Here is a 22,053-nt window from a genome sequence, read left to right as displayed (position 1 = left end):
AGTGTGACCATGACGTTCGATTTCGGGGCGGAGGCATCGGCCCGTGAAGAGAACAACGCTGCGCTCATCGCCGCCTTGGACGAGCCGATCCTTGGCGAGGCGGAGTCGAGGTGGGTGCTCGATGTCGTCCACGACGCGGAACGCGGTCGCTGGATCGCCGCTCTCGGTGATGACGGGATCGCCGAACTCTCGTACCGGTTCGTGGGCGGCCGCGTCGTGCTGTTGACGACCTGGGTCGACCCCGCTTTCCGCAAGAACCGGGTGGCCACCGAGCTCATCTCCCGAGTGCTGGACGCAATCCGCGAGAGCGGGAAGAAAATCACCGTCATGTGCCCGGTGGTGGGTGAGTTCATCGACCGCAACCCGGAGTACGCCGACCTCATCGACGCGGTCCATCCCGGTGCCGGCGCCTTCGTTGAGCACGACTTGGCGTAGCGCGGGTTCCGTTGCGGCCCCCGTGCGGGACCGAACTCCCTCCGGACCGCCCAAAAACAATCACCAGGGAAGGGTTCGCCATGCCGGGCTCCGAGCTCTACGAGAAATTCATGGCGCTGCACACCCGCGACGGCGGCCTCGTCATGCCGAACGCATGGGACGGCCTCTCGGCTCTGATGCTGGCCGATGCCGGCTTCGAGGCGATCGCAACGTCGTCGGCGGCACTCGCCACCACACTCGGCCGGCCCGACGGACGTCACGAAGTCACCCGTGCCGAACACCTCGAGCACGCGCGACTGCTCGGCCGTCTCACCGGGCTGCCCGTCAACGGGGACTTCGAGGACGGCTACGGCGACACACCCGAGGACGTCGCCGCGACCGTGGAAGCCGCCGTCGAGTCCGGCCTGGCCGGTATCGGGATCGAGGACACCTCGGGCCGTCCCGATCACCCGATCCGCGACTTCGACGAGGCGGTCGACCGCATACGCGGCGCCGTGAAGGCGGCCAAGGGGCGCATCGTCGTCACCGGCCGCACCGACAACTTCCTCCAGGGGCGGCCCGATCTCGACGACACCATCCGGCGTCTGACGGCCTTCGCGGAGGCCGGCGCGGATGTGCTCTACGCCCCTTTCCCGCCGGACCTCGACGCACTCGTCGCGATCGTCACCGCCGTGGCGCCGACACCGGTGAACGTCCTCGTCTCGCCGGCGGACGAGGTGCTGACCGTCGCCGAACTGCAGAAGGCCGGGGTCAAGCGCATCAGCGTGGGTCCGGCGCTCTACACCCACGCGATGCAGGCACTCGACGAGGCCATCAAGGCACTCGTCGCGGGTGACCTCAGCACCGCGACGACAGGAACCAGCTTCGAACGCATCAACGAGCTGATCGCCCGCCGAACGACATAACCCCAACCCATTCGTCGCACGAGAGAGGCAGATTCACGTGAATCTTGAAAAGCTCATGAACAAGCATCTCACCAGGTATTTCGATCCCAGCAGGACCATTCCGGGAGAAACCCTCCAGCAGCTGCTGCGGTTCCTGCGCTCCACGCCGACATCGGTGAACGTGCAGCCCAACCACTTCTACGTCCTCGCCACGACGGAGGGCAAGGAGCGGCTCGCCGACAACCTGGGCGAACGGTTCCGGGACAACGCCGAGAAGGTCCTCAACGCGTCGCACACGATCATTCTCACCACCCGGGCGGATCTGCCCGACGCCCACCTGGAGGCGGTGTTCGCGAAGGAGAGGGCCGACGGCCGGTTCCCCGACCTGGCAAAGCAGGAGCTGTGGGAATCCATGACCAGGAACTTCCTCGACCTTCGCACCTACGGGTACAAGGACCTGAACCACTGGATGGAGAAGCAGACCTACATGGCGGTGGGCCTGACCATGATGGCGGCCGCCGAGCTCGGCGTGGAGGCCACTCCGCTGGAGGGCTTCGACCCGACCAGTGTCGACAAGGCCTTCAAGATCCGGGAGGGCGGTCACACCACGACGGTGCTGCTGGCCCTCGGCTATCCCGACCCGGAGCGGGTGTACCCCACCCCGATCTCGCGCTTCGACGCGGACGAGCTGTTCACCTTCGTCTGAGCACCCATCCGGAAGCCAGAACTCTCCGTACCTACCAAGGAAGAGCCATACCAATGAAAGCGATTGTGGTCACCGACCAGGCCGCGGGAACGGCCGGAATGACGCTGACGGAGCGGCCCGAGCCCCTCGCGGCGATCAACGACGTCATTGTTCGGATCCATGCCTCAGGCTTCGTCCCCACGGAGATGGAGTGGCCGTCCACCTGGACCGATCGCGCCGGCCGTGACAAGACCCCGTCGATCCCCGGCCACGAGCTGGCCGGAGTGGTCACCGCGCTCGGCTACGGCACGGCGGGGCTCTCGGTCGGCCAGCGGGTGTTCGGCCTCGCCGACTGGCACCGCGACGGCACCCTCGCGGAGTACGTGGCGATCGAGGCACGCAACCTCGCACCGCTGCCGGGCGACGTCGACTTCACGGTGGCCGCGTCCCTGCCGATCTCAGGCCTGACCGCGTGGCAGGGCCTGTTCCAGTACGGCCGCCTCCAGGCCGGTCAGACCGTCCTCGCCCATGGCGCGGCCGGGGCGGTCGGGACGATGGTGACCCAGCTCGCACGGGAAGCGGGCGCTTACGTCATCGGCACCGGACGCGCAGCGGACCGCGCGAAGGCGCTCGACTTCGGGGCGCACGAGTTCGTCGACCTCGGCAGCGACATGCTGAAGGACGTCGGCGGCGTCGACCTGGTCTTCGACGTCATCGGTGGCGACATTCAGAAGCAGTCCGCCGCCCTGATCAGGGCCGGAGGAGCGCTGGTGTCCGTCGTCGGCCCGGTCGAAGCACGGCCCGCCGACGGCCTGGCCATGGACTTCGTCGTCGAGGCCGATCGCCTCGGACTCGGTGAGATCGTGCAGCGGGTGCGGGACGGGCGGCTGCGGACCAACATTGGTGACGTCGCGAGTCTCGACGATGCCGTCGGAGCCCTCAACCCGACCACGCGACGCCTCGGGAAGACAGTCATCCGCGTCCTCCCGTAGGCGGTGGACGGCCCGGCATACGCCAGGGACTCGAACGACAATGGAGTTGATCACCTTGGACGGAGAGGAACTGCAGAAGATCGCCCGCGATGTCACCGCGGAACTGCCCGGCACCGACCAGGAGCATCGTGCGGACCCCGACTGGGAGCTCCACAAGGTGGGCGGCAAGGTCTTCATGCTCATGACGGATATGCCTGGCCGTCCCGTCCTGATCCTGAAAGCCGATCCGGGCGACGCCACAGCCCTGCGGGAGCGCTACACGGACATCACCCCCGGCTACCACATGAACAAAACACACTGGATCACGGTTCAGGGCGGGGACGCCATCGACGACAAGTTGGTGGAGGAACTCGTGACCGACTCCTACCGTCTCGTGGTCGCCGGGCTTCCCAAGTCCAGGCGACCCGTGGATCCGCACATCTTCGACCGCCAGGTCTGACCCCCGACATGCCCGTCCTGCGACGCAGCGTCGCAGCAGTCATCTGGAGCCTCCCATGCGTGTATTCGTCACCGGCGCCAGCGGCAGCATCGGTTCAGTTGTCGTTCCCGACCTCATCGCCGCTGGTCACGAAGTCATCGGCCTCGTCCGGTCCGACGCCGCGGCCAAGGCCGTCACGGCCGCCGGGGGGACGCCGCTCCGCGGCGGCCTCACCGACCTCGACAGCCTCCGCACCGGAGCCACGCAAGCTGACGGTGTCGTCAACCTCGCCTTCAGCAACGACTGGAACAACATGGACCAGGGCATCGAGGAAGAAGCCCGCGCCGTGAAAACGCTTGCCACCGCCCTCACCGGCACCGGCAAACCGTTCGTGCACGCCGGCCTCACACCGATGATGCCCGGCCACACCTCCACCGAGGAGGACCCCGACACCACCGAGGGTCCGACCGGCGGCCGCGGCCGCACATCACAGGAGATTCTGGCCCTGGCCGACCAAGGCATCCGCTCCTCCGTCGTACGGCTGCCCCGCTCCGTGCACCAGCGCGCCTCGGCATACGGCTTCTGCTCGGTGCTGATCGCCGCCGCGCAGAAGACGGGCGTGTCCGCGTACGTCGGCGACGGCACGCAGCGATGGCCCGCGGTCAACCTGCTCGACGCCGCCCCACTGTTCCGCATCGCACTCGAGGACGCCGCGCCCGGCACGGCCCTGCACGCGGTGGCGGACGAGGGCGACACCATGAAGACGCTTGCCGAGACCATCGGCGGCGTTCTGTCGGTACCCGTCGAGTCGGTGCCGCAGGAGCGCTTCGGCGTCATCGGGCGCATCTTCGCCCTCGACATGGCATCGTCGGGTGCACTGACCCAGGAAAGGTTCGGCTGGAAGCCCACCCACCCGAGCCTGATCGACGACCTCGCCGCCGGCGACTATCCGTCCCTGGGGTGAAGACTGGTGCGCTGAGCACCACGACGACCATCGGCATCCCCGCGTCCTGAGGCGGCGGCCCGCTGCGCCGAGCACCGGGCCGCCGCCTCACGCGTGCCCGCCTCCGGCGGGTTGCCGGTGCCGAAACCGGTGCCCAGGAAACCGGCAAGCGCCCGAGGGGCGGGTCGTGAGAGGGTGCGGTTCGATCCGGGGCAGGGGGAGAAGTGGGCCTGATCTATGGGTACGACATCTATCTGCGTCCTGGGAACGTCGCCAGGGCGTTGACCCGTCTGGCCGCGCTGGCGGCACCACGGGCGCCTGCCGTGCCGCCGCTCGAGGTCACCTTGCCCGGCGGTGACCGGCTCCTTCTCCCGTTCACGTCGCATTTGGCGAGCGAGCCGGTCGACTGCTCCACGAGCAGCACGCTCGAACTCGACATGTCCCTCCTGTTCGACGTCGATGACGCACTGCTTCAGTACGCGCAGGCGAGAGGCTCCGAACCCGACGCAAACGGGCGCATCCGCATCGGGTACATCTACGCGACGTTCCGGTTCACGTCCGTACTGCACCCTGGCTACACGTCGGTGGAGTGCTGGGCCGCGTCGTCGGGGATGAGCCGCTTGTTCGCGCAATCGGCCAACGTCAGAAAGGCGTTCACCGACCTCACCGCGGACAGCGGAGGAGTGTGCTGCCTGTTCGACACCGGCGACGGCGCCCCCGAGCAGGTGTGCTGGCTCAACGGTGCACCCGTGCGGGAGACGGTCTCCGGCCCGCGCTTTCCGGATTGGCAGGCACTCGTGGCGACTTGGTCCGCCCCCGAGCAGTGACCGTCGAAGCGCCTCCTGACCGGCAGCGGCGTCTGCCGCACGTCGCGTGCCTGGCCCTCACGGCACCCGGGATCCGCGCACAAAAGCAATAAACCTGCCGCACCCGGGCAATCGAGGGGATCCGACGCGACCCCACTGCCACCGCAAGATCATGCGGGTGCCAGCCGGAGGTAACTCCGCGTTTGCTTGCGATGAATAGGTTCCGTTTGCGTAAAGTTGGTAAAGCACGAGTAATTTGAGCGAATATCAGAAGGCACCGGACATGACGAACCCGTTTGAGGACCAGGACGCCACCTATCTGGTGCTGGTCAACGCAGAGAAGCAGCATTCCCTGTGGCCGACTTTTGTCGATGTCCCCGAGGGCTGGGAGATCGCATTCGGCGAGGCTTCGCGACAGGACTGCCTCGACTACGTTGAACGTACATGGACCGACATGCGACCCAAGAGCCTGGCCGACGCCATGGGCGACAACTGAACGCGCTCGGACCTGCGGTCCGTTGCGTCGCAGCGGACCGTACTCGGAGACGGAAAGGCGGGCAGCGGCCGTCGTACGCGCCGCGCGTCCCCGCCGCCGCTGACCCCGAAGCCGCTCCCCCGGCCCGCCACCCGGGGAACAAACACGAAGCGCACACGACCTGACAGGCGCCGAAGTACCTACCCCGGCCGCATTTACGTCGGCCACTTCGTTCTTCTGATATCAGCGAGAACACGCCACACCTTCAAAGAACATTAAAGGGCTTCGCCGGTCGCCACCCCGGGGAGTCCAGGATTGCACCGCGCTCGCGGCCGGACCTCGACAGGCAGGAAATCTGTCGCCGACAGATGACGAGTCCGCGTGGCACAGGATTTTGCGCTGACTTCTCGACGGATATCAAGCACACGGGGTATTCAATATGCCTAACCATGCCAAAAAGGCCCTGACCGCGGCTCAGAAGGGCATTTGGTACGCCCAGGCACTGGATCCGGAGAGCCCGGCCCAGAACATGGTGGAGTACCTGGACATCGTCGGCCCCCTGCAACTCGGCCTGCTGGAGGCGGCGTTCGGCCAGGCGCTGGCTGAGGCCGAGGTGTCGCACCGGCGGTTCGGGCAGGACGACGACGGCCCGTGGCAGGTGGTCGAACCCCTGGCCGACTACCGGTTGCCCGTGGTCGACCTGCGGGCGGACCCCGACCCTGTGGCGGCCGCGGAGGCATGGATGCGGGCCGACGCGGCCCGCCCCGCCGATCTCGAACACGGCCGGATCATCACCTTCACCGCGCTCACGGTCGGCGAGGACAGGACCGTGGTGTATCTGCGGGCCCATCACATCGCGGTGGACGCCGTCGGCTACGCGGTGTGGCTGAACCGGGTGACGGAGATCTACGCCGCCCTCGAAGAGGGGCGCGACTGCCCGTTCACGCCGTTCGCGACCCTCGAGGAGATCCTGGCCGACGACGAGTCGTACCGCGGGAGCGAGCAGTTCACGCGGGACCGCGCGTACTGGGCGGAGCGGATGGAGGACGCGCCCGAGGCCGTGACCCTGGCCTCGGGGACGGCGTCGGTGTCGGCGTCCCACCGTGCTCACCGCCGCTCCGCCGAGGTCTCGGCCGAGGTCGCGCAGTCGCTTCGGCAGGTGGCCCGCGCGTCGGGCGTCGCCCTGCCCGCCCTGCTGATCGGGGCCGCCGGGCTGTACGTGCACCGGGTGGCGCAGGCGCAGGACGTCGTGCTGGGCCTGACCGTCACGGCGCGCAAGGGATCGCGGGTGCAGGGGTCGGTGGCGAGCATGGCCCAGGTGCTGCCGCTGCGTATGCGGGTCGCGGCGGACATGAGCGTACGTGACCTGGCCAGGGAGGCGTCCGCGCGGAGCCGGGGGGTTCTGCAGCACCAGCGCTACCGGTACGAGGATCTGTACCGCGACCTCAAACTCGCCCGCACGGGCGGCCGCATGTTCGGTCCCGCGATCAACTTCCTCCCCGACGACCGGACGATGCCCCGGTTCGGGCAGTGCGAGACCACCGCGCGCACCTACCTGGCGAACGGCGCGGTGGACGACCTGACGATCCTCATCTACGAGCGGGACGCGGGTCTGCGGCTGGACTTCCTGGCCAACCCCGCGCTCTACACCGAGGAGGAGAACGCCGCCCACCAGGCCCGGTTCCTGCATCTGCTCACGGCTCTGGCCGGCCTGCAGCCCGATGCGCCGATCGCCCGGCTGGACCTGGCCACCCCCGCCGAACACCACCGGATGCTGGTGGAGTGGAACGACACCACCCGGGAGGTTCCCCTCACGACGCTTCCCGAGCTGTTCCAGTCGCAGGTCGCCCGCACCCCGGACGCGACCGCGGTGGTGTTCGGGGACACGCGGCTGACGTACGCGGAGCTGAACGCCCGGGCCAACCGTCTGGCGCGACTGCTGGTCACCAGGCGTGTGGGGCCGGAGGACCGGGTGGCCGTGCTGATGGACCGCTCGGCCGACCTGGTGGCCGCCCTGCTGGCGGTGGTGAAGGCGGGGGCGGCGTACGTGCCCGTGGACCCCGCCTACCCCGCCGACCGGATCGCTTACATGCTCCGGGACGCCCGGCCCGGCCTCGTACTCACCACCGAGGCGGTGCGGGAGGGGCTGCCGGACGAGGTGACTCCTCTGGTGATCGATGCTCCGGGTACCGTCGCGGCGCTGGGGGACCTGACTGACGCCGACCTGGCCGACGCCGAGCGGTGCGCGGTGCTGCGGCCCGCACACCCGGCGTACCTGATCTACACCTCCGGGTCCACCGGCCGGCCCAAGGGCGTGGCGGTGCCGCACGCGGGTCTGGTGAACCAGTTGCTGTGCCTGCGCGAGGCAAGCGGCACCAAGACCGGTGACGTCGTGCTGGCCCGTACGTCCGCCAGCTTCGACGCGGCCGGGTGCGAGGTGTGGCTGCCGCTGGTCAGCGGTGCCGCGATGTCCCTGGTGTCCTCCGAGGAGGCCGGGGACCCGCAGAGGTTGATGGCGCACATCGTGGGCCACGGCGTCACGGTGGCGCAGCTCGTTCCCTCGATCCTGGACACCCTCCCCCTGGAGGACGCGGGTCGCCTCCGGCTCGTCCTGTCCGGTGGCGAGGCGCTTCCCGCTCCTCTGGCGGCACGCGTCGCCGAGGCGTGGGGGGTGCCGTTCATCAATCTGTACGGGCCGACCGAGACCACCATCCAGGTCACGTACGGACGATGGAGCGCGGCGGACCGCGGGCACTCCACCGTGCCCATCGGCCGCCCCGTGTGGAACACCCGGGCGTACGTGCTCGACGGTGCGCTGCGGCCGGTGCCTCCGGGTGTCCCGGGCGAGCTGTACATCGCCGGCGTGCAGCTGGCGCGGGGCTACCTGGACCGCCCCGCCCTGAGCGCGCAGCGGTTCGTGGCCAGCCCGTTCGCGTCGGGCGAGCGGATGTACCGTACCGGTGACCTGGCACGATGGGGCGCCGACGGTCAACTGGAGTACCTGGGCCGGGCGGACGACCAGGTGAAGATCCGCGGCTTCCGGATCGAGCCGGGCGAGGTCGAGGCCGCGCTGACGGCGCATCCGTCCGTGGGGCGGGCCGCGGTGGTCGTCCGTGAGGACCGGCCCGGCGACCGGCGCCTCGTCGGCTACGTCGTCCCCGCGAGTGGTGCGGACGGCGTCGACATCGCGGATGTCCGTGCCGGTCTGTCAGCCGTACTGCCCGGCTACCTGCTGCCGGCGGCGATCGTCGCACTCGACGCACTGCCACTGACGGTGAACGGCAAGCTGGACCGCAAGGCACTGCCCGCTCCGCATCACGAAGCGGACAGCGGCGGCCGGCGTCCGGCGACGGCACAGGAGGAGATCCTGTGCGCGCTGGCCGCCGATGTGCTCAACCTGCCCTCCGTCGGGGTGGACGACAACTTCTTCGAGGTGGGCGGGCACTCCCTGCTCGCGACCCGGCTGGTCAGCCGCATCCGGTCGGTGTTCGGGGTGGAGGTGCCCATCCGGACGCTGTTCGAGGCGCCCACGCTCGGTGAACTGGCGGGCCGGCTGACCGCCTCCGGCGCGTCCCGGCCGCCGTTGGCGCCGGCGCGACGTCCGGAGTTGGTGCCGCTGTCGTTCGCCCAGCAGCGGTTGTGGTTCCTCAGCGAACTGGAAGGCCCCTCGGCCACCTACAACATCCCCATGGCACTGCGGTTGACCGGCACGCTGGACACCGACGCCCTGCGCGCCGCGCTGCACGACGTCGTGGGCCGGCACGAAGTGCTGCGCACGGTCTTCACCACCGTGGACGGTCTGCCCTACCAGCGGATCCTTCCGTCCGAGGAAGCCCATGTCGTGCTGCCGGTCGTACCGGTGGCGGAAGGCGCACTGCAGTCCTGGCTGACCGGGGCCGCGGGGCACCGCTTCGACCTGGCCACCGACATTCCCGTCCGCACGTCGCTGGCCGAGGTGGGGCCGGACGAGCACGTGCTGGTCATGGTGCTGCACCACATCGCGGGCGACGGCTGGTCGCTGGGCCCGCTGGCACGTGACCTGTCGGCCGCCTACGCCGCCCGCTCCGCCGGTGAACTCCCCGCATGGGCCGCGTTGCCGGTGCAGTACGCCGACTACGGCCTGTGGCAGCGGGAGCTGCTGGGGGACGCGACCGACTCCGCCAGCCTGCTGTCGGAGCAACTCGCCTACTGGCGCCACGCGCTGGACGGGGCGCCCGAGGAGCTGGTCCTGCCCACCGACCGGCCCCGGCCCCCGGTGGCCACCCACCGCGGCGGTTCCGTCGACCTCCACATCGGCGCCGAGGTCCACCAGGCACTGGTCGAGTTGGCCCGCGCACACGGTGTCACCGTGTTCATGGTGACGCAGGCGGCACTGGCCGTCCTCCTGCACCGCCTCGGCGCCGGGGACGACATCACCATCGGTACCCCCGTCGCCGGACGCACCGACGAGGCGGTGGAGGACCTCGTCGGATTCTTCGTCAACACCCTCGTCCTGCGCTCCGACGTGTCCGGCGATCCGACGTTCCTGGACCTGCTGGGTCAGGCGCGTGAGACGGCTCTGGGCGCGTACGCGCATCAGGACGTGCCGTTCGAACGGCTGGTGGAACAGCTCACCCCGGCCCGGTCGATGGCCCGCCACCCCCTGTTCCAGGTCATGCTCACCCTCCAGAACAACACCACCCCGGATCTCGAACTGCCCGGCCTGGACGTCGAGATCCTGCCCACCGGCGAGGTGCCCGCCAAGTTCGACCTCGACGTCCAGCTCGGCGAACACCTCACCGACGCGGGCGAGCCCGCGGGCCTGCACGGCGCGATCACCTACGCCACCGACCTGTTCGACCACCGCACCGCCGCCGGCATCGGCGAACGCCTCGTCCGGGTCCTGGAAACGGTGGCCGCCGATCCGTCGGTCCGCGTGCGCCGGATCGACGTCCTCGGCCCGGCCGAGCACCACCGCGTCCTGGAGGAGTGGAACGACACCGGCCGGGAGGTGCCGCGGGCCACGGTCGCGGAGTTGTTCCAGGCGCAGGCCGCACGCACCCCGGACGCCACCGCCGTGGTGTTCGAGGGCGTCGACGTGTCCTACGCGGAACTCGACGCCCGCGCCAACCGGCTCGCGCGGCTGCTGGCCGAGCACGGGGCACGGCCCGAACGACTGGTCGCGCTGGCCCTTCCCCGGTCCGTCGACCTCGTCGTCGCCATCCTGGCCGTCCTCAAGGCAGGTGCCGCCTACCTCCCGATCGATCCCGGCCACCCGGCCGATCGCCTCGCCTATGTGATGGCTGACGCCCGGCCCGCGCTGGTGGTGACGACCCGTGCGGTGGAGCCGGTACTGCCGGAGAGCGCGGTGCGGCTGGTCGTGGACGCCCCGGAGACCGCCGAGGCGATCTCACGCCGTGAGGGCGGGGACCTGACCGACGCCGAACGTGGCGTGGCGCTGCTGCCCTCTCATCCCGCGTACGTGATCTACACCTCGGGCTCCACGGGCCGGCCGAAGGGGACGGTGGTCTCCCACCACGCGCTCGGCAACTTCGTGGCCGCCCTGCGCGAGCACCTGACCCTGGGCACCGACGACGCCCTCGTCGCGGTGACCACGGTGGCGTTCGACATCCACACACTGGAGGTCTACGTACCCCTGGTGTCCGGCGCCCGCATGGTGCTCGCCGACCGCGACACCGCCCGGGACCCGCAGGCCCTGGCCGAACTGATCCGCCAGTCGGGCGCCACAGTGCTGCAGGCGACGCCCGCGGTGTGGCAGGCCCTAGCCGCGGAGGCACCGGACGCGATCGGCGGGCTGCGGGCACTGGTCGGCGGCGAGGCACTGCCCCCGGCGTTCGCCGAGCAGTTGACGGCAGCAGCAGTGTCGGTGACCAACCTCTACGGCCCGACGGAGACCACCGTGTGGTCGACGCTGGCACCCCTGCATCCTGCACACGGCACCCGTGTACCCATCGGGCGACCCATTTGGAACACCCAGGTCTTCGTGCTGGACGCGGCCCTTCGGCCGGTGCCGCTCGGCGTGGCCGGGGAGTTGTACATCTCCGGGGCCGGCCTGGCCCGGGGATACCTCGACCGGCCGGGAGTGACCTCGGAACGATTCGTCGCCAACCCTTATGGCGGGGCGGGCGAGCGCATGTACCGCACTGGCGACCTGGTCCGCTGGAACGCCGAGGGGCAGCTGGAATACCTCGGGCGCACCGACGACCAGGTCAAGATCCGCGGGTTCCGCATCGAACTCGGGGAGATCGAGGCCGCCCTGGCCGCCCACCCGTCCGTCACCCAGGCCTCCGTGATCGTCCGCGAGGACCAGCCCGGCGACAAACGCCTCGTCGGCTACATCGTCCCGGGAGCAACCGTGGACAGCGCCGAACTGCGCGCCCACGTCGCCGGCCTGCTGCCCGACTACATGGTGCCGGCGGCGATCGTCGCACTCGACGCGCTCCCGCTCACGGCAAACCGCAAACTGGACCGCAGGGCCCTGCCCGCCCCCGATTACGCCGCCGGTACCGGCGGCCGGGGCCCGGCCAACGCCCAGGAAGAAATCCTCTGCGCCCTGGCCGCGGAGACACTCGGCCTGCTGTCCGTCGGCATCGACGACAACTTCTTCGAACTCGGCGGACACTCCCTCCTCGCCACACGCCTGATCAGCCGTATCCGATCGGCGTTCGGGGTAGAGGTCCCGATTCGTACGCTGTTCGAGGCACGCACGCTCCGCGAACTCGCGGACCGGCTGACCAACACCAGCGCCTCGCGGCCCCCGCTGCTGCCCGCTGACCGGCCGGAACTGGTGCCGTTGTCGTTCGCCCAGCAACGCCTGTGGTTCCTCAGCGAACTCGAAGGCCCCTCCCCCACCTACAACATCCCCATGACGCTGCGGCTGACCGGCGCACTCGACACCGATGCCCTGCACGCCGCACTCCGCGATGTGGTGGCCCGCCACGAAGTCCTGCGCACCGTCATCACCAGCGTTGACGGCCGGCCCTACCAGCGCATCATCGACACCGACGAAGTCGGCGACCTTCTGACCGTCATCGACGCCGAACAGGCCCAACACGCCGCAGCCGAGTCGGCGGCGCACCCCTTCGATCTGGCCCACGAGATCCCGCTGCGAGCCCGCCTGATCCGGACCGGTCCCGATGCGCATGTGCTGGTCGTGGTCCTCCACCACATCGCGGGCGACGGATGGTCGCTCGGCCCCTTGGCGCACGACGTGTCGACCGCCTACACCGCCCGCACCACCGGCACCGCACCCACCTGGGAGCCACTGCCCGTCCAGTACGCCGACTACAGCCTCTGGCAGCGGGAGTTGCTGGGAGACGCCTCCGACCCCGGCAGCCTCCTGACCGAGCAACTCACCCACTGGCGCAACGCACTCGACGGAGCACCCGAAGAACTGGCACTGCCGGTCGACCGGCCCCGGCCCCCCGTGGCCACCCACCGAGGCGCCACCGTCGACCTCCACATCGACGCCGACGTGCACCAGGCGGTCGTGAACCTGGCACGGGCGCAGGGTGTGACCGTGTTCATGGTGATGGAGGCCGCACTGGCCGTACTGCTGAACCGCGTCGGCGCCGGGGAGGACATCCCCATCGGCACCCCCATCGCCGGACGCACCGACCAGGCAGTCGACGGCCTCGTCGGATTCTTCGTCAACACCCTCGTCCTGCGCACCGACCTCTCAGGCAACCCCGACTTCACCCAGCTCCTCGCAGGCGTCCGTGAGCGGGCGCTCAATGCCTACGCGCACCAGGACATCCCGTTCGAGCGCCTGGTGGAAGAGCTCTCGCCGACCCGGTCGATGGCCCGCCACCCGCTGTTCCAGGTCATGCTCACTCTGCAGAACAACGCGCAGGCGACTCTGGACCTGCCCGGCCTGACCGCCGAGGCCCTGCCCACCGGCAGCGGTCCCGCCAAGTTCGACCTGGACGTCCAGCTCAACGAACGCCTCACCGGCGACGGCACGCCCGCCGGCCTCCGCGGCGCGATCACCTACGCCACCGACCTGTTCGACCACCACACCGCCGCCGCCCTCGCCGAGCGCTTCACACGGGTCCTGCACACCGTCACCGCAGACCCGTCCGTCCTCGTGGACCGGATCGACGTTCTCGGCCCGGCCGAGCACCACCGCGTCCTGGTGGAGTGGAACGACACCACCCGGCAGCTGCCGCAGACCACGGTCACCGAGTTGTTCGAGGCCCAGGTCGCGCGCACTCCCTCGGCTCCGGCCGTGGTGTTCGAAGGCGTGGACATGTCCTACGCCGAACTCAACACCCGCGCCAACCAGCTTGCCCGGCTGCTGATCGAACACGGCGCAGAGCCCGAGCAGCTGGTCGCACTGGCCCTTCCCCGGTCCGTCGACCTCGTCGTCGCCGTCCTGGCCGTGCTCAAGACAGGGGCCGCCTACCTCCCCGTCGATCCCGGTCACCCGGTCGATCGCATCGCGTATCTGCTCGCCGAGGCGCGGCCCTCGGTCCTCATCGGCGGCGACGCCACGTGGGAGAGCCTGCCGGGCGTCGACGTCACTCGTCTGCCCCTCGACAACCTGTCGAGCCGCGCCGCGCACGATCTGTCCGACGCGGACCGACGCAGCCCGCTGCTGCCCGACCACCGCGCGTACGTCATCTACACCTCGGGCTCCACGGGGCGTCCGAAGGGCGTCGCGGTCACGCATCGTTCGCTCGCCAACAACATCACCGCCGCCGCACCCGAGTACGGGATCGGCGAGGGTACGCGGATGCTGGGGGCGACGGCGTTCAGCTTCGACGTGTCGGTGCAGGACCTCTTCGTCACCATGGTCTCCGGTGCGGCCTTCGTGCTGGCCGCCGATGAGGACCGGGTCGACCTCGAGCGCCTCCAGGACTTGATGCGCGCGCAGAACGTGTCCGTGGCGCACGTGACACCGGGGGTCGCGCGGCAGCTGGACCCGGCGCGCCTCCCGGAGCTGCGGACGCTCATCGTGGGCGGTGAGGCGCCGGACGCGGGTCTCGTCAACCGGTGGGTCACTGCCGACCGGGAGTTCTACAACAGCTACGGGCCGACGGAGACGACCATCGGCGCCACCCTGATGCGGTGCGGCGCGCGGTCGTGGGACCGCACTCCGCCCATCGGCCGTCCGCTGCCGAACGTCCGGGCCTTTGTGCTGGACGCGGCGTTGCGGCCGGTGGCTCCGGGGGTGGCCGGGGAGTTGTACCTCGCCGGTGTGCAGGTGGCGCGGGGGTACGTCAACCGGCCCGGCCTGACGGCGGAGCGGTTCGTCGCCAACCCGTACGGTCAGCCCGGCGAGCGGATGTACCGGACCGGCGACCTGGTCCGGTGGAACTCCGACGGGCTACTGGAATACCTCGGCCGCACCGACGACCAGGTGAAGATCCGCGGCTTCCGCATCGAGCTCGGCGAGATCCAGGCAGCTCTGCTCGCCCAACCGTCCGTCGCCCAGGCGGCTGTCGTCGTCCGCGAGGACCAGCCGGGCGACAAGCGCCTGGTCGGCTACGTCGTCCCGGCGAGCGGCACGGACGTCGCGGACGTCCGTGCCGGCCTGTCGGCCGTGCTGCCGGACTACATGCTGCCGTCGGCGATCGTCGAGCTGGACGCGCTCCCGCTCACGGTGAATCGCAAGCTGGACCGCAAGGCCCTGCCCGCCCCCGACTACAGCGCCGCGAGCCCGGGCCGGGAACCGCGGACCCTCCAGGAGCAGCTGCTCAGCCAGGCGTTCGCCAACGTGCTCGGCCTCCCGCACGTCGGGGTGGACGACAACTTCTTCGACCTCGGCGGCCATTCGCTCCTGGCCACCCGTCTGGTCAGCCGTATCCGCACCGCCCTCGGGGCCGAGGTACCGGTCCGGGCCCTGTTCGAGACCCCCACGGTCGCCGGGCTCGCCCTCCGTCTCGCCACGAGCGGCGCCGACGCCGCACGTCTGCCGCTGACCGTCCGGACGCGGCCCGCGACGGTGCCGCTGTCGTACGCCCAGCAGCGCCTGTGGTTCCTGGAGCAGCTGGAAGGGCCGTCCGCGCTCTACAACATCCCCATCGCCCTCCGCCTCACCGGCGACCTCGATCCCGACGTCCTCCGGGCCGCTCTCTCCGACGTCGTCGCCCGCCACGAAGTGCTCCGCACCGTCTTCGCGCAGGTCGACGGCGCACCCGAGCAGCGCGTCCTCGCCCCTCAGGCGCTCGACCTGCCGTTCTCTTCGGAGGAGATGCCGGCGGGCGAGGTGGCGCGGGCCGTGGCCGAAGAAGCAGGCCGCCCCTTCCACCTCTCCGAGGAACTCCCCCTGCGGGCACGGCTGTTCGCCGTCGCCCCGCAGGAACACGTGCTGGTCCTGGTACTGCACCACATCGCCGGCGACGGCTGGTCCCTCGCGCCTCTCGCCCGCGACCTCTCCACCGCCTGCGCCGCCCGCGCAGGCGGCCGGGCGCCGGAATGGGAACCGCTCCCGGTCCAGTACACGGACTACACGCTCTGGCAGCGCGACCTCCTGGGCGAGGACCACGACGCGGCGAGCGTCCTCACCCACCAGTTGGACCACTGGCGCGAGGCCCTCGCCGGCCTGCCGGAGGAACTCGCCCTGCCCACCGACCGGCCCCGGCCGCCGGTGGCCTCCCACCGCGGCGGGACCGTCGGTCTGCGCATCGACGGCGAACTCCACGAGCGGATCACCGGCCTGGCCCGTGCCGAGGGCGTCACCGTGTTCATGGTGCTGCAAGCCGCCCTGGCCACGCTGCTCTTCCGCCTCGGCGCGGGTGCCGACATCCCCATCGGGACCTCGCTGGCGGGCCGCACCGACGAGAACCTGGACGAGCTGGTCGGCTTCTTCGTCAACACCCTGGTCATTCGCACCGACGTCTCGGGGGAACCGTCCTTCCGGGAACTGCTGCAGCGCGTGCGCGAACGGGGTCTGGACGCCTTCGCCCACCAGGACGTGCCGTTCGAACGGCTGGTGGAGGACCTGGCTCCCGCCCGGTCCATGGCCCGCCATCCGCTCTTCCAGGTCATGCTGGCGCTGCAGAACGCCGCTCCGGCCGACCTCGCCATACCTGGCGTCGAGACCCACGTCCTGAACGCAGGCGATCTGCCTGCCAAGTTCGACCTTGACGTCCAGCTCCGCGAGACCGGCTCCGGCGGCCTGACCGGCTCCGTCACGTACGCCACCGACCTGTTCGACCACGGCACGGTGGAATCACTGGCCGAGCGGTTCGTCCGCGTCCTCGACATCGCGACCGCCGATCCCGCACGCCCCGTCACCGACATCGACCTGCTCGACCCGGACGAGCGTCACACCGTGCTGACGACGTGGAACGACACCGCGCACGAAGTGCCGGCGGCGACAATTCCCGACCTCTTCCAGGCCCAGGCCGCAAGCACGCCCGACGCCACCGCCGTGGTCTTCGAGGACGAGCGGCTGTCCTACGCCGACCTCAACGCGCGTGCCAACCGGCTCGCCCGGCTCATGGCCGGACGGGGTGCCGGACCCGAAACCCTTGTCGCGGTCCACCTGGAGCGCTCCGCCGATCTCGTCGCCACCCTGCTGGCCGTCCTGAAAACGGGCGCCGCCTACCTCCCGGTCGACCCCGACCACCCGGCCGACCGCATCGCCCGTGTCCTCGCCGACGCCGGTCCCGTACTCCTGGTCACCACCGCTGCCCTGAACCCGGCGGACGGCGGGCAGCTCCCCCGCCTCGTCCTCGACGACCCGGAAACGGCGCTCTCCCTCGACGCCCTGTCCCCGACCGACCTCCACGACGCCGAGCGCACCCGTGGCCTTCTGGTCGATCACCCGGCGTACGTCATCTACACCTCCGGCTCCACCGGGCGTCCCAAGGGCGTGACGATCACCCACCGGGGCCTGGTCAACCGATTGGCGTGGATGCAGGACGCCTACCGGCTGACCTCCGGCGACCGCGTCGTGCAGAAGACCCCGTTCGGGTTCGACGTGTCGGTGTGGGAGTTCTTCTGGCCGCTGGTCGAGGGCGCGACGCTGGTGGCGGCCCGTCCGGGCGGTCACCGCGACCCGGGATACCTGGCCGGACTGATCCGGCGCGAGCAGGTCACCGTCGCCCACTTCGTCCCGTCGATGCTGCAGGTGTTCGTCGCCGAACCCGCCGCCCGGGAGTGCGCCTCCCTGCGGGCCGTGGTCTGCAGCGGCGAGGCGTTGCCGGCCTCGTTGCGCGACCAGTTCCACGCCGTGCTGCCGATCCCGCTGCACAACCTGTACGGCCCGACCGAGGCGGCCATCGACGTCACCGCCTTCACGTGCGAGCCGGGGGCGGACGCAGGTGGTGGGGTGCCGATCGGGCGCCCGGTGTGGAACACCCGGGTGTTCGTGCTGGACGCGGCGTTGCGGCCGGTACCGCCCGGCGTGGCCGGCGAACTGTACCTGGCCGGTGTGCAGCTGGCCCGGGGGTATCTGGACCGGCCGGGCCTGACCGCGGAGCGCTTCGTCGCCAACCCGTACGGTCAGCCGGGCGAACGGATGTACCGCACGGGCGACCTGGCCCGCTGGAACACCGGCGGACAGCTGGAGTACCTGGGCCGTACCGACGACCAGGTGAAAATCCGCGGGTTCCGCATCGAACTCGGCGAGATCGAGGCCGCCCTGCTCGCCCACCCGTCCGTCACGCAGGCGGCCGTGGTGGTCCGCGAGGACCGGCCGGGCGACAAGCGCCTGGCCGGGTACGTGGTGGCGGCCGGTGACGCGGACGTCGCGCAGTTGCGCGCACGCCTGGCGCAGGTGCTGCCCGAGTACATGGTCCCGGCCGCGATCCTGGTGCTCGACGCACTGCCGTTGACGGTCAACGGCAAGCTCGACCGCAGGGCGCTGCCGGCTCCGGACTACGCTGCCGCGGCCACGGGACGCGGGCCGTCGACGGTGCAGGAGGAGATCCTGTGCGCGCTGTTCGCCGAGGTGCTCGGCCTGCCCTCGGTCGGTGTCGACGACGACTTCTTCGAGCTGGGCGGGCACTCCCTGCTGGCGGTGACGCTGGTGGAGCGGGCCCGGGCGGCGGGTGTCGCGGTCGACGTGCGGACGCTGTTCACCAGCCCGACCGTGTCCGGTCTGGCGGCGCTGGAGGGCGCTCCGAAGGTGGTGCTGCCCGACAACGGCATCCCCGCGGGTGCCACGGCGATCACGCCGGAGATGGTGACGCTGGCCGACCTCACGGCGGACGAGATCGCCGTCGTCACCGCGGAGGTGCCCGGCGGCGCGGCCAACATCGCCGACATCTATCCGCTGGCCCCGCTCCAGGAGGGCATCCTCTTCCACCACCTGCTGGAGGGCGAGAACGGCAGCGACCTGTACACGCTGCCGTACGTCCTCCGCTTCGACTCCCGGGAGCGGGTGGACGCCGTTCTCGCCGCCGTGCAGCAGGTGGTCGACCGGCACGACATCCTGCGTACCGCCTTCCTGTGGGAAGGGCTCCGGGAGCCCGTCCAGGTCGTCCTGCGTGCGGCGCCCGTCGCGGTCAGGACGCTCCGGCTGGAGGGCGCGGACGTCGTCGGCGGCCTGCTGGCCACCCGCACGGAGCCGATGGACGTCCGGCGAGCGCCCCTGCTCCAGGCCGCCGTGGCGCAGGACCCCGGCGACGGGCGGTGGGTCGTACTGCTCGAGGTGCACCACCTCGTGCAGGACCGTACGTCCCTCGCCCTGGTCTTCGACGAGATCCGCGCGATCCTCTCCGGAGGCGCGGACACGCTGCCGGCGCCGCTGCCGTTCCGCGAGTTCGTCGCGCGGGCACGGCTCACGATCCCGGCGCAGGAACACGAGCGGTTCTTCGCGGGGCTTGTGGGGGACGTGAGCGAGCCGACCGCGCCCTACGGGCTGCTGGACGTGCACGGCGACGGCCGCGGCGTGTCCGAGGTGCGCATGCCCCTCGGTCCCGATGTGGCGCAGCGGCTCAGAGAGCAGGCGCGGAGCCTGGGTGTCACCCCGGCGACGCTGTTCCACGTCGCCTGGGCGCGGGTGGTGGCGGCCACCTCGGGCCGGGACGACGTGGTGTTCGGCACCGTGCTGTTCGGCCGGATGAACGCGGGCGCCGGAGCCGACCGGGTACCCGGACTGTTCGTCAACACGCTGCCCGCCCGCCTCGACGTCGGCTCCGTGAGCGTGCGCGAGGCCGTGTACGCCATGCGGCAACAGCTCGCGGACCTGCTGGTGCACGAGCACGCGCCGCTCATCCTGGCCCAGCGGGCCAGCGCCCTTCCCGCCCGGACACCGCTGTTCACGTCGCTGTTCAACTACCGGCACGCCGAGGACACGACGGCACCGGGCCCCGACGGGATGGAACTGCTGCACGGGCACGAGCGCACCAACTACCCGCTGGAATTCGCCGTCAACGACCAGGACCCCCACTTCACCTTCACCGTCCAGGCGGTGGCCCCGGTCGATCCGCGGTCGCTGGGCGCCTTCATGCACACCGCGGTCGCGGACCTCGTCACGGCGCTGGAGGACGAACCCGAGCGGCCGTTGCGTGCGATCCACGTCCTGGACGACAAGGAACGCCGGCTGCTGATCGAGTGGAACGACACCGCGCGTGCTGTTCCCGCGGCGACGCTTCCCGAGTTGTTCCAGGCGCAGGTGGCCCGTACCCCGGACGCGACCGCGGTGGTGTTCGAGGACACCGAGCTGTCCTACGCGGAGCTGAACGTGCGGGCGAACCGGCTGGCACGACTGCTGATGGCGCGTGGTGCGGGCCCGGAGCAGCGGGTGGCGGTGATGATGGACCGCTCCCCGGATCTCGTCGTCACGCTGCTCGCCGTCCTCAAGTCCGGCGCGGCGTACGTGCCGATCGACCCGGAGTACCCGGCCGAGCGCGTGGCCTACGTGCTGGGCGACGCCACGCCGGCGCTGGTGGTGACGGCCCGTCAGTTCGAGGGCGCCCTGCCCGAGGGCGTGACGCGGGTGGTGCTGGACGACCCCACCACCAATCTGGAGTCACAGGCCGACACCGACCCCGACCAGATGCCGCTGCCGGCCCACCCCGCCTACGTCATCTACACCTCAGGCTCCACCGGACGCCCCAAGGGCGTCGCCCTCCCGCACGCGGGTGTCGTGAACCGGCTGGCGTGGATGCAGCACGCCTACCAGCTCACCGCCGACGACCGCGTCGTACAGAAGACTCCCTTCGGCTTCGACGTATCCGTCTGGGAGTTCTTCTGGCCCCTCCTGGAAGGCGCCACCCTCGTCGTCGCCCGCCCCGGCGGCCATCGCGACCCCGACTACCTCGCCGAACTCATCCAGCGCCGGCACGTCACCATCGCCCACTTCGTCCCCTCCATGCTCCAGGTGTTCACGGCGGCGGCCGAAACATCACAGTGGACGATGCCATCCCTGCGCGCCGTCATGGCCAGCGGCGAAGCCCTCCCCGCCGAACTGCGCGACCGATTCGCCGCATCCTTCGGCATCCCGCTGCACAACCTCTACGGGCCGACCGAAGCATCCATCGACGTCACCGCCCACACCTGCGAACCCCACACCACCGCTGTGGTGCCCATCGGCCGCCCCATCTGGAACACCCACACCTACGTCCTGGACACCGCACTCCAACCCGTACCCCCCGGCGTCACAGGCGAGCTCTACCTCGCCGGCACCCAACTCGCCCGCGGCTACCTCAACCGACCGAGCCTCACCGCCGAACGCTTCGTCGCCAACCCCCACAGCCAGCACGGCGAACGCATGTACCGCACCGGCGACCTCGCCCGCTGGAACACCAACGGAGAGCTCGAATACCTCGGCCGCACCGACCACCAAGTCAAAATCCGCGGCTTCCGCATCGAACTCGGCGAAATCGAAACCGCACTCCTCACCCACCCCGCCGTCGCCCACGCCACCGTCATCGTCCGCGAGGACCAACCCGGCGACCAACGCCTCACCGCCTACCTCGTGCCGTCCCCCGAAGTGTCCGCCGAGGACATCGGCGCCTTCCGGGCGGCGGCGGGCGGCGTGCTGCGGACCCATGTCGCCACCCTCCTCCCGGACTACATGGTCCCCTCCGCGATCGTCGTCCTTGACGAACTGCCGGTCACGGTGAACGGCAAGCTGAACCGGTCCGCCCTCCCGGCACCCGACTACGCCGGTCAGGGCGAGAGCAGGGAACCCGCCACACCCGAAGAGGCCGCTCTCTGCGGCATCTTCGCGAAGGTGCTGGGCCTGCCCGACTTCGGAGTGGACGACAACTTCTTCGATCTCGGCGGGCATTCCCTCCTCGCCACCCAGCTCGCCGGCCACATCCGCGCCGCCCTCAACAGGGACGTCCCGATCCGCGCGATCTTCGAAACGCCCACCCCCGCCGGACTGGCCAAGCGGCTGGGACCGCAGAAGCACAGCCGGCCCGCGCTGCGTCCCCGGCAGCGCTAGGGCCCCACCCCTCGCGTCCCCACGCGGTTCCACCTGTTCAGTCCGTCATCTGTCGTAGAGAGCCCCC

Annotated in this window: 9 protein-coding genes; all 9 read left to right on the top strand. The window is 70.5% G+C overall.

From position 1 onward, the window contains the following. Positions 1–9 precede the first annotated feature (9 nt). The 9 genes from ABZ883_RS01900 to ABZ883_RS01860 all read left to right on the top strand — a co-directional run bounded on the left by ABZ883_RS01900 (position 10) and on the right by ABZ883_RS01860 (position 21,986). Positions 10–435, top strand: coding sequence for a GNAT family N-acetyltransferase (locus ABZ883_RS01900; protein WP_360900212.1), 426 nt, complete (start codon positions 10–12; stop codon positions 433–435). 80 nt (positions 436–515) lie between these two features. Continuing rightward, positions 516–1,340: an isocitrate lyase/phosphoenolpyruvate mutase family protein gene (locus ABZ883_RS01895; RefSeq protein WP_360899855.1), complete on the top strand. Its 825-nt coding sequence runs from the start codon at positions 516–518 to the stop codon at positions 1,338–1,340. A 55-nt stretch (positions 1,341–1,395) separates the two neighbouring features. Then, on the top strand, positions 1,396–2,025 hold the full coding sequence (locus ABZ883_RS01890; protein ID WP_360899852.1) for a nitroreductase family protein: 630 nt from the start codon (positions 1,396–1,398) through the stop codon (positions 2,023–2,025). A 53-nt stretch (positions 2,026–2,078) separates the two neighbouring features. Beyond that, positions 2,079–2,996 (top strand): NADP-dependent oxidoreductase, encoded by a 918-nt coding sequence (locus ABZ883_RS01885; RefSeq protein ID WP_360899849.1) that lies wholly within the window; start codon positions 2,079–2,081, stop codon positions 2,994–2,996. A 40-nt stretch (positions 2,997–3,036) separates the two neighbouring features. Then, on the top strand, positions 3,037–3,435 hold the full coding sequence (locus ABZ883_RS01880; protein ID WP_360899846.1) for an MmcQ/YjbR family DNA-binding protein: 399 nt from the start codon (positions 3,037–3,039) through the stop codon (positions 3,433–3,435). A 55-nt stretch (positions 3,436–3,490) separates the two neighbouring features. Beyond that, positions 3,491–4,378: an SDR family oxidoreductase gene (locus ABZ883_RS01875; protein WP_360899843.1), complete on the top strand. Its 888-nt coding sequence runs from the start codon at positions 3,491–3,493 to the stop codon at positions 4,376–4,378. 203 nt (positions 4,379–4,581) lie between these two features. Then, positions 4,582–5,184 (top strand): hypothetical protein, encoded by a 603-nt coding sequence (locus ABZ883_RS01870; protein WP_360899840.1) that lies wholly within the window; start codon positions 4,582–4,584, stop codon positions 5,182–5,184. 262 nt (positions 5,185–5,446) lie between these two features. Further along, on the top strand, positions 5,447–5,659 hold the full coding sequence (locus ABZ883_RS01865) for an MbtH family protein (RefSeq protein ID WP_360900209.1): 213 nt from the start codon (positions 5,447–5,449) through the stop codon (positions 5,657–5,659). Positions 5,660–6,077: 418 nt separating this feature from the next. Next, positions 6,078–21,986 carry a non-ribosomal peptide synthase/polyketide synthase gene (locus tag ABZ883_RS01860; RefSeq protein ID WP_360899837.1) on the top strand — a complete coding sequence of 5,303 codons (15,909 nt, stop codon included), beginning with the start codon at positions 6,078–6,080 and terminating at the stop codon, positions 21,984–21,986. Positions 21,987–22,053 lie beyond the last annotated feature (67 nt).

It is taken from the genome of Streptomyces sp. NPDC046977 (assembly GCF_040644455.1).
Classification (GTDB): Bacteria; Actinomycetota; Actinomycetes; order Streptomycetales; family Streptomycetaceae; genus Actinacidiphila.
Note: the sequence above shows the minus strand (reverse complement) of the source record. Positions and strands in the feature narration are given on the sequence as shown.

Excerpts from the sequence above, each read along its gene's own strand:
- ABZ883_RS01875 (WP_360899843.1), top strand. The coding sequence starts at position 3,491 with ATGCGTGTATTCGTCACCGGCGCCAGCGGCAGCATCGGTTCAGTTGTC.
- ABZ883_RS01890 (WP_360899852.1), top strand. The coding sequence starts at position 1,396 with ATGAACAAGCATCTCACCAGGTATTTCGATCCCAGCAGGACCATTCCG.
- ABZ883_RS01895 (WP_360899855.1), top strand. The coding sequence starts at position 516 with ATGCCGGGCTCCGAGCTCTACGAGAAATTCATGGCGCTGCACACCCGC.
- ABZ883_RS01860 (WP_360899837.1), top strand. The coding sequence starts at position 6,078 with ATGCCTAACCATGCCAAAAAGGCCCTGACCGCGGCTCAGAAGGGCATT.
- ABZ883_RS01880 (WP_360899846.1), top strand. The coding sequence starts at position 3,037 with ATGGAGTTGATCACCTTGGACGGAGAGGAACTGCAGAAGATCGCCCGC.
- ABZ883_RS01885 (WP_360899849.1), top strand. The coding sequence starts at position 2,079 with ATGAAAGCGATTGTGGTCACCGACCAGGCCGCGGGAACGGCCGGAATG.
- ABZ883_RS01865 (WP_360900209.1), top strand. The coding sequence starts at position 5,447 with ATGACGAACCCGTTTGAGGACCAGGACGCCACCTATCTGGTGCTGGTC.
- ABZ883_RS01900 (WP_360900212.1), top strand. The coding sequence starts at position 10 with ATGACGTTCGATTTCGGGGCGGAGGCATCGGCCCGTGAAGAGAACAAC.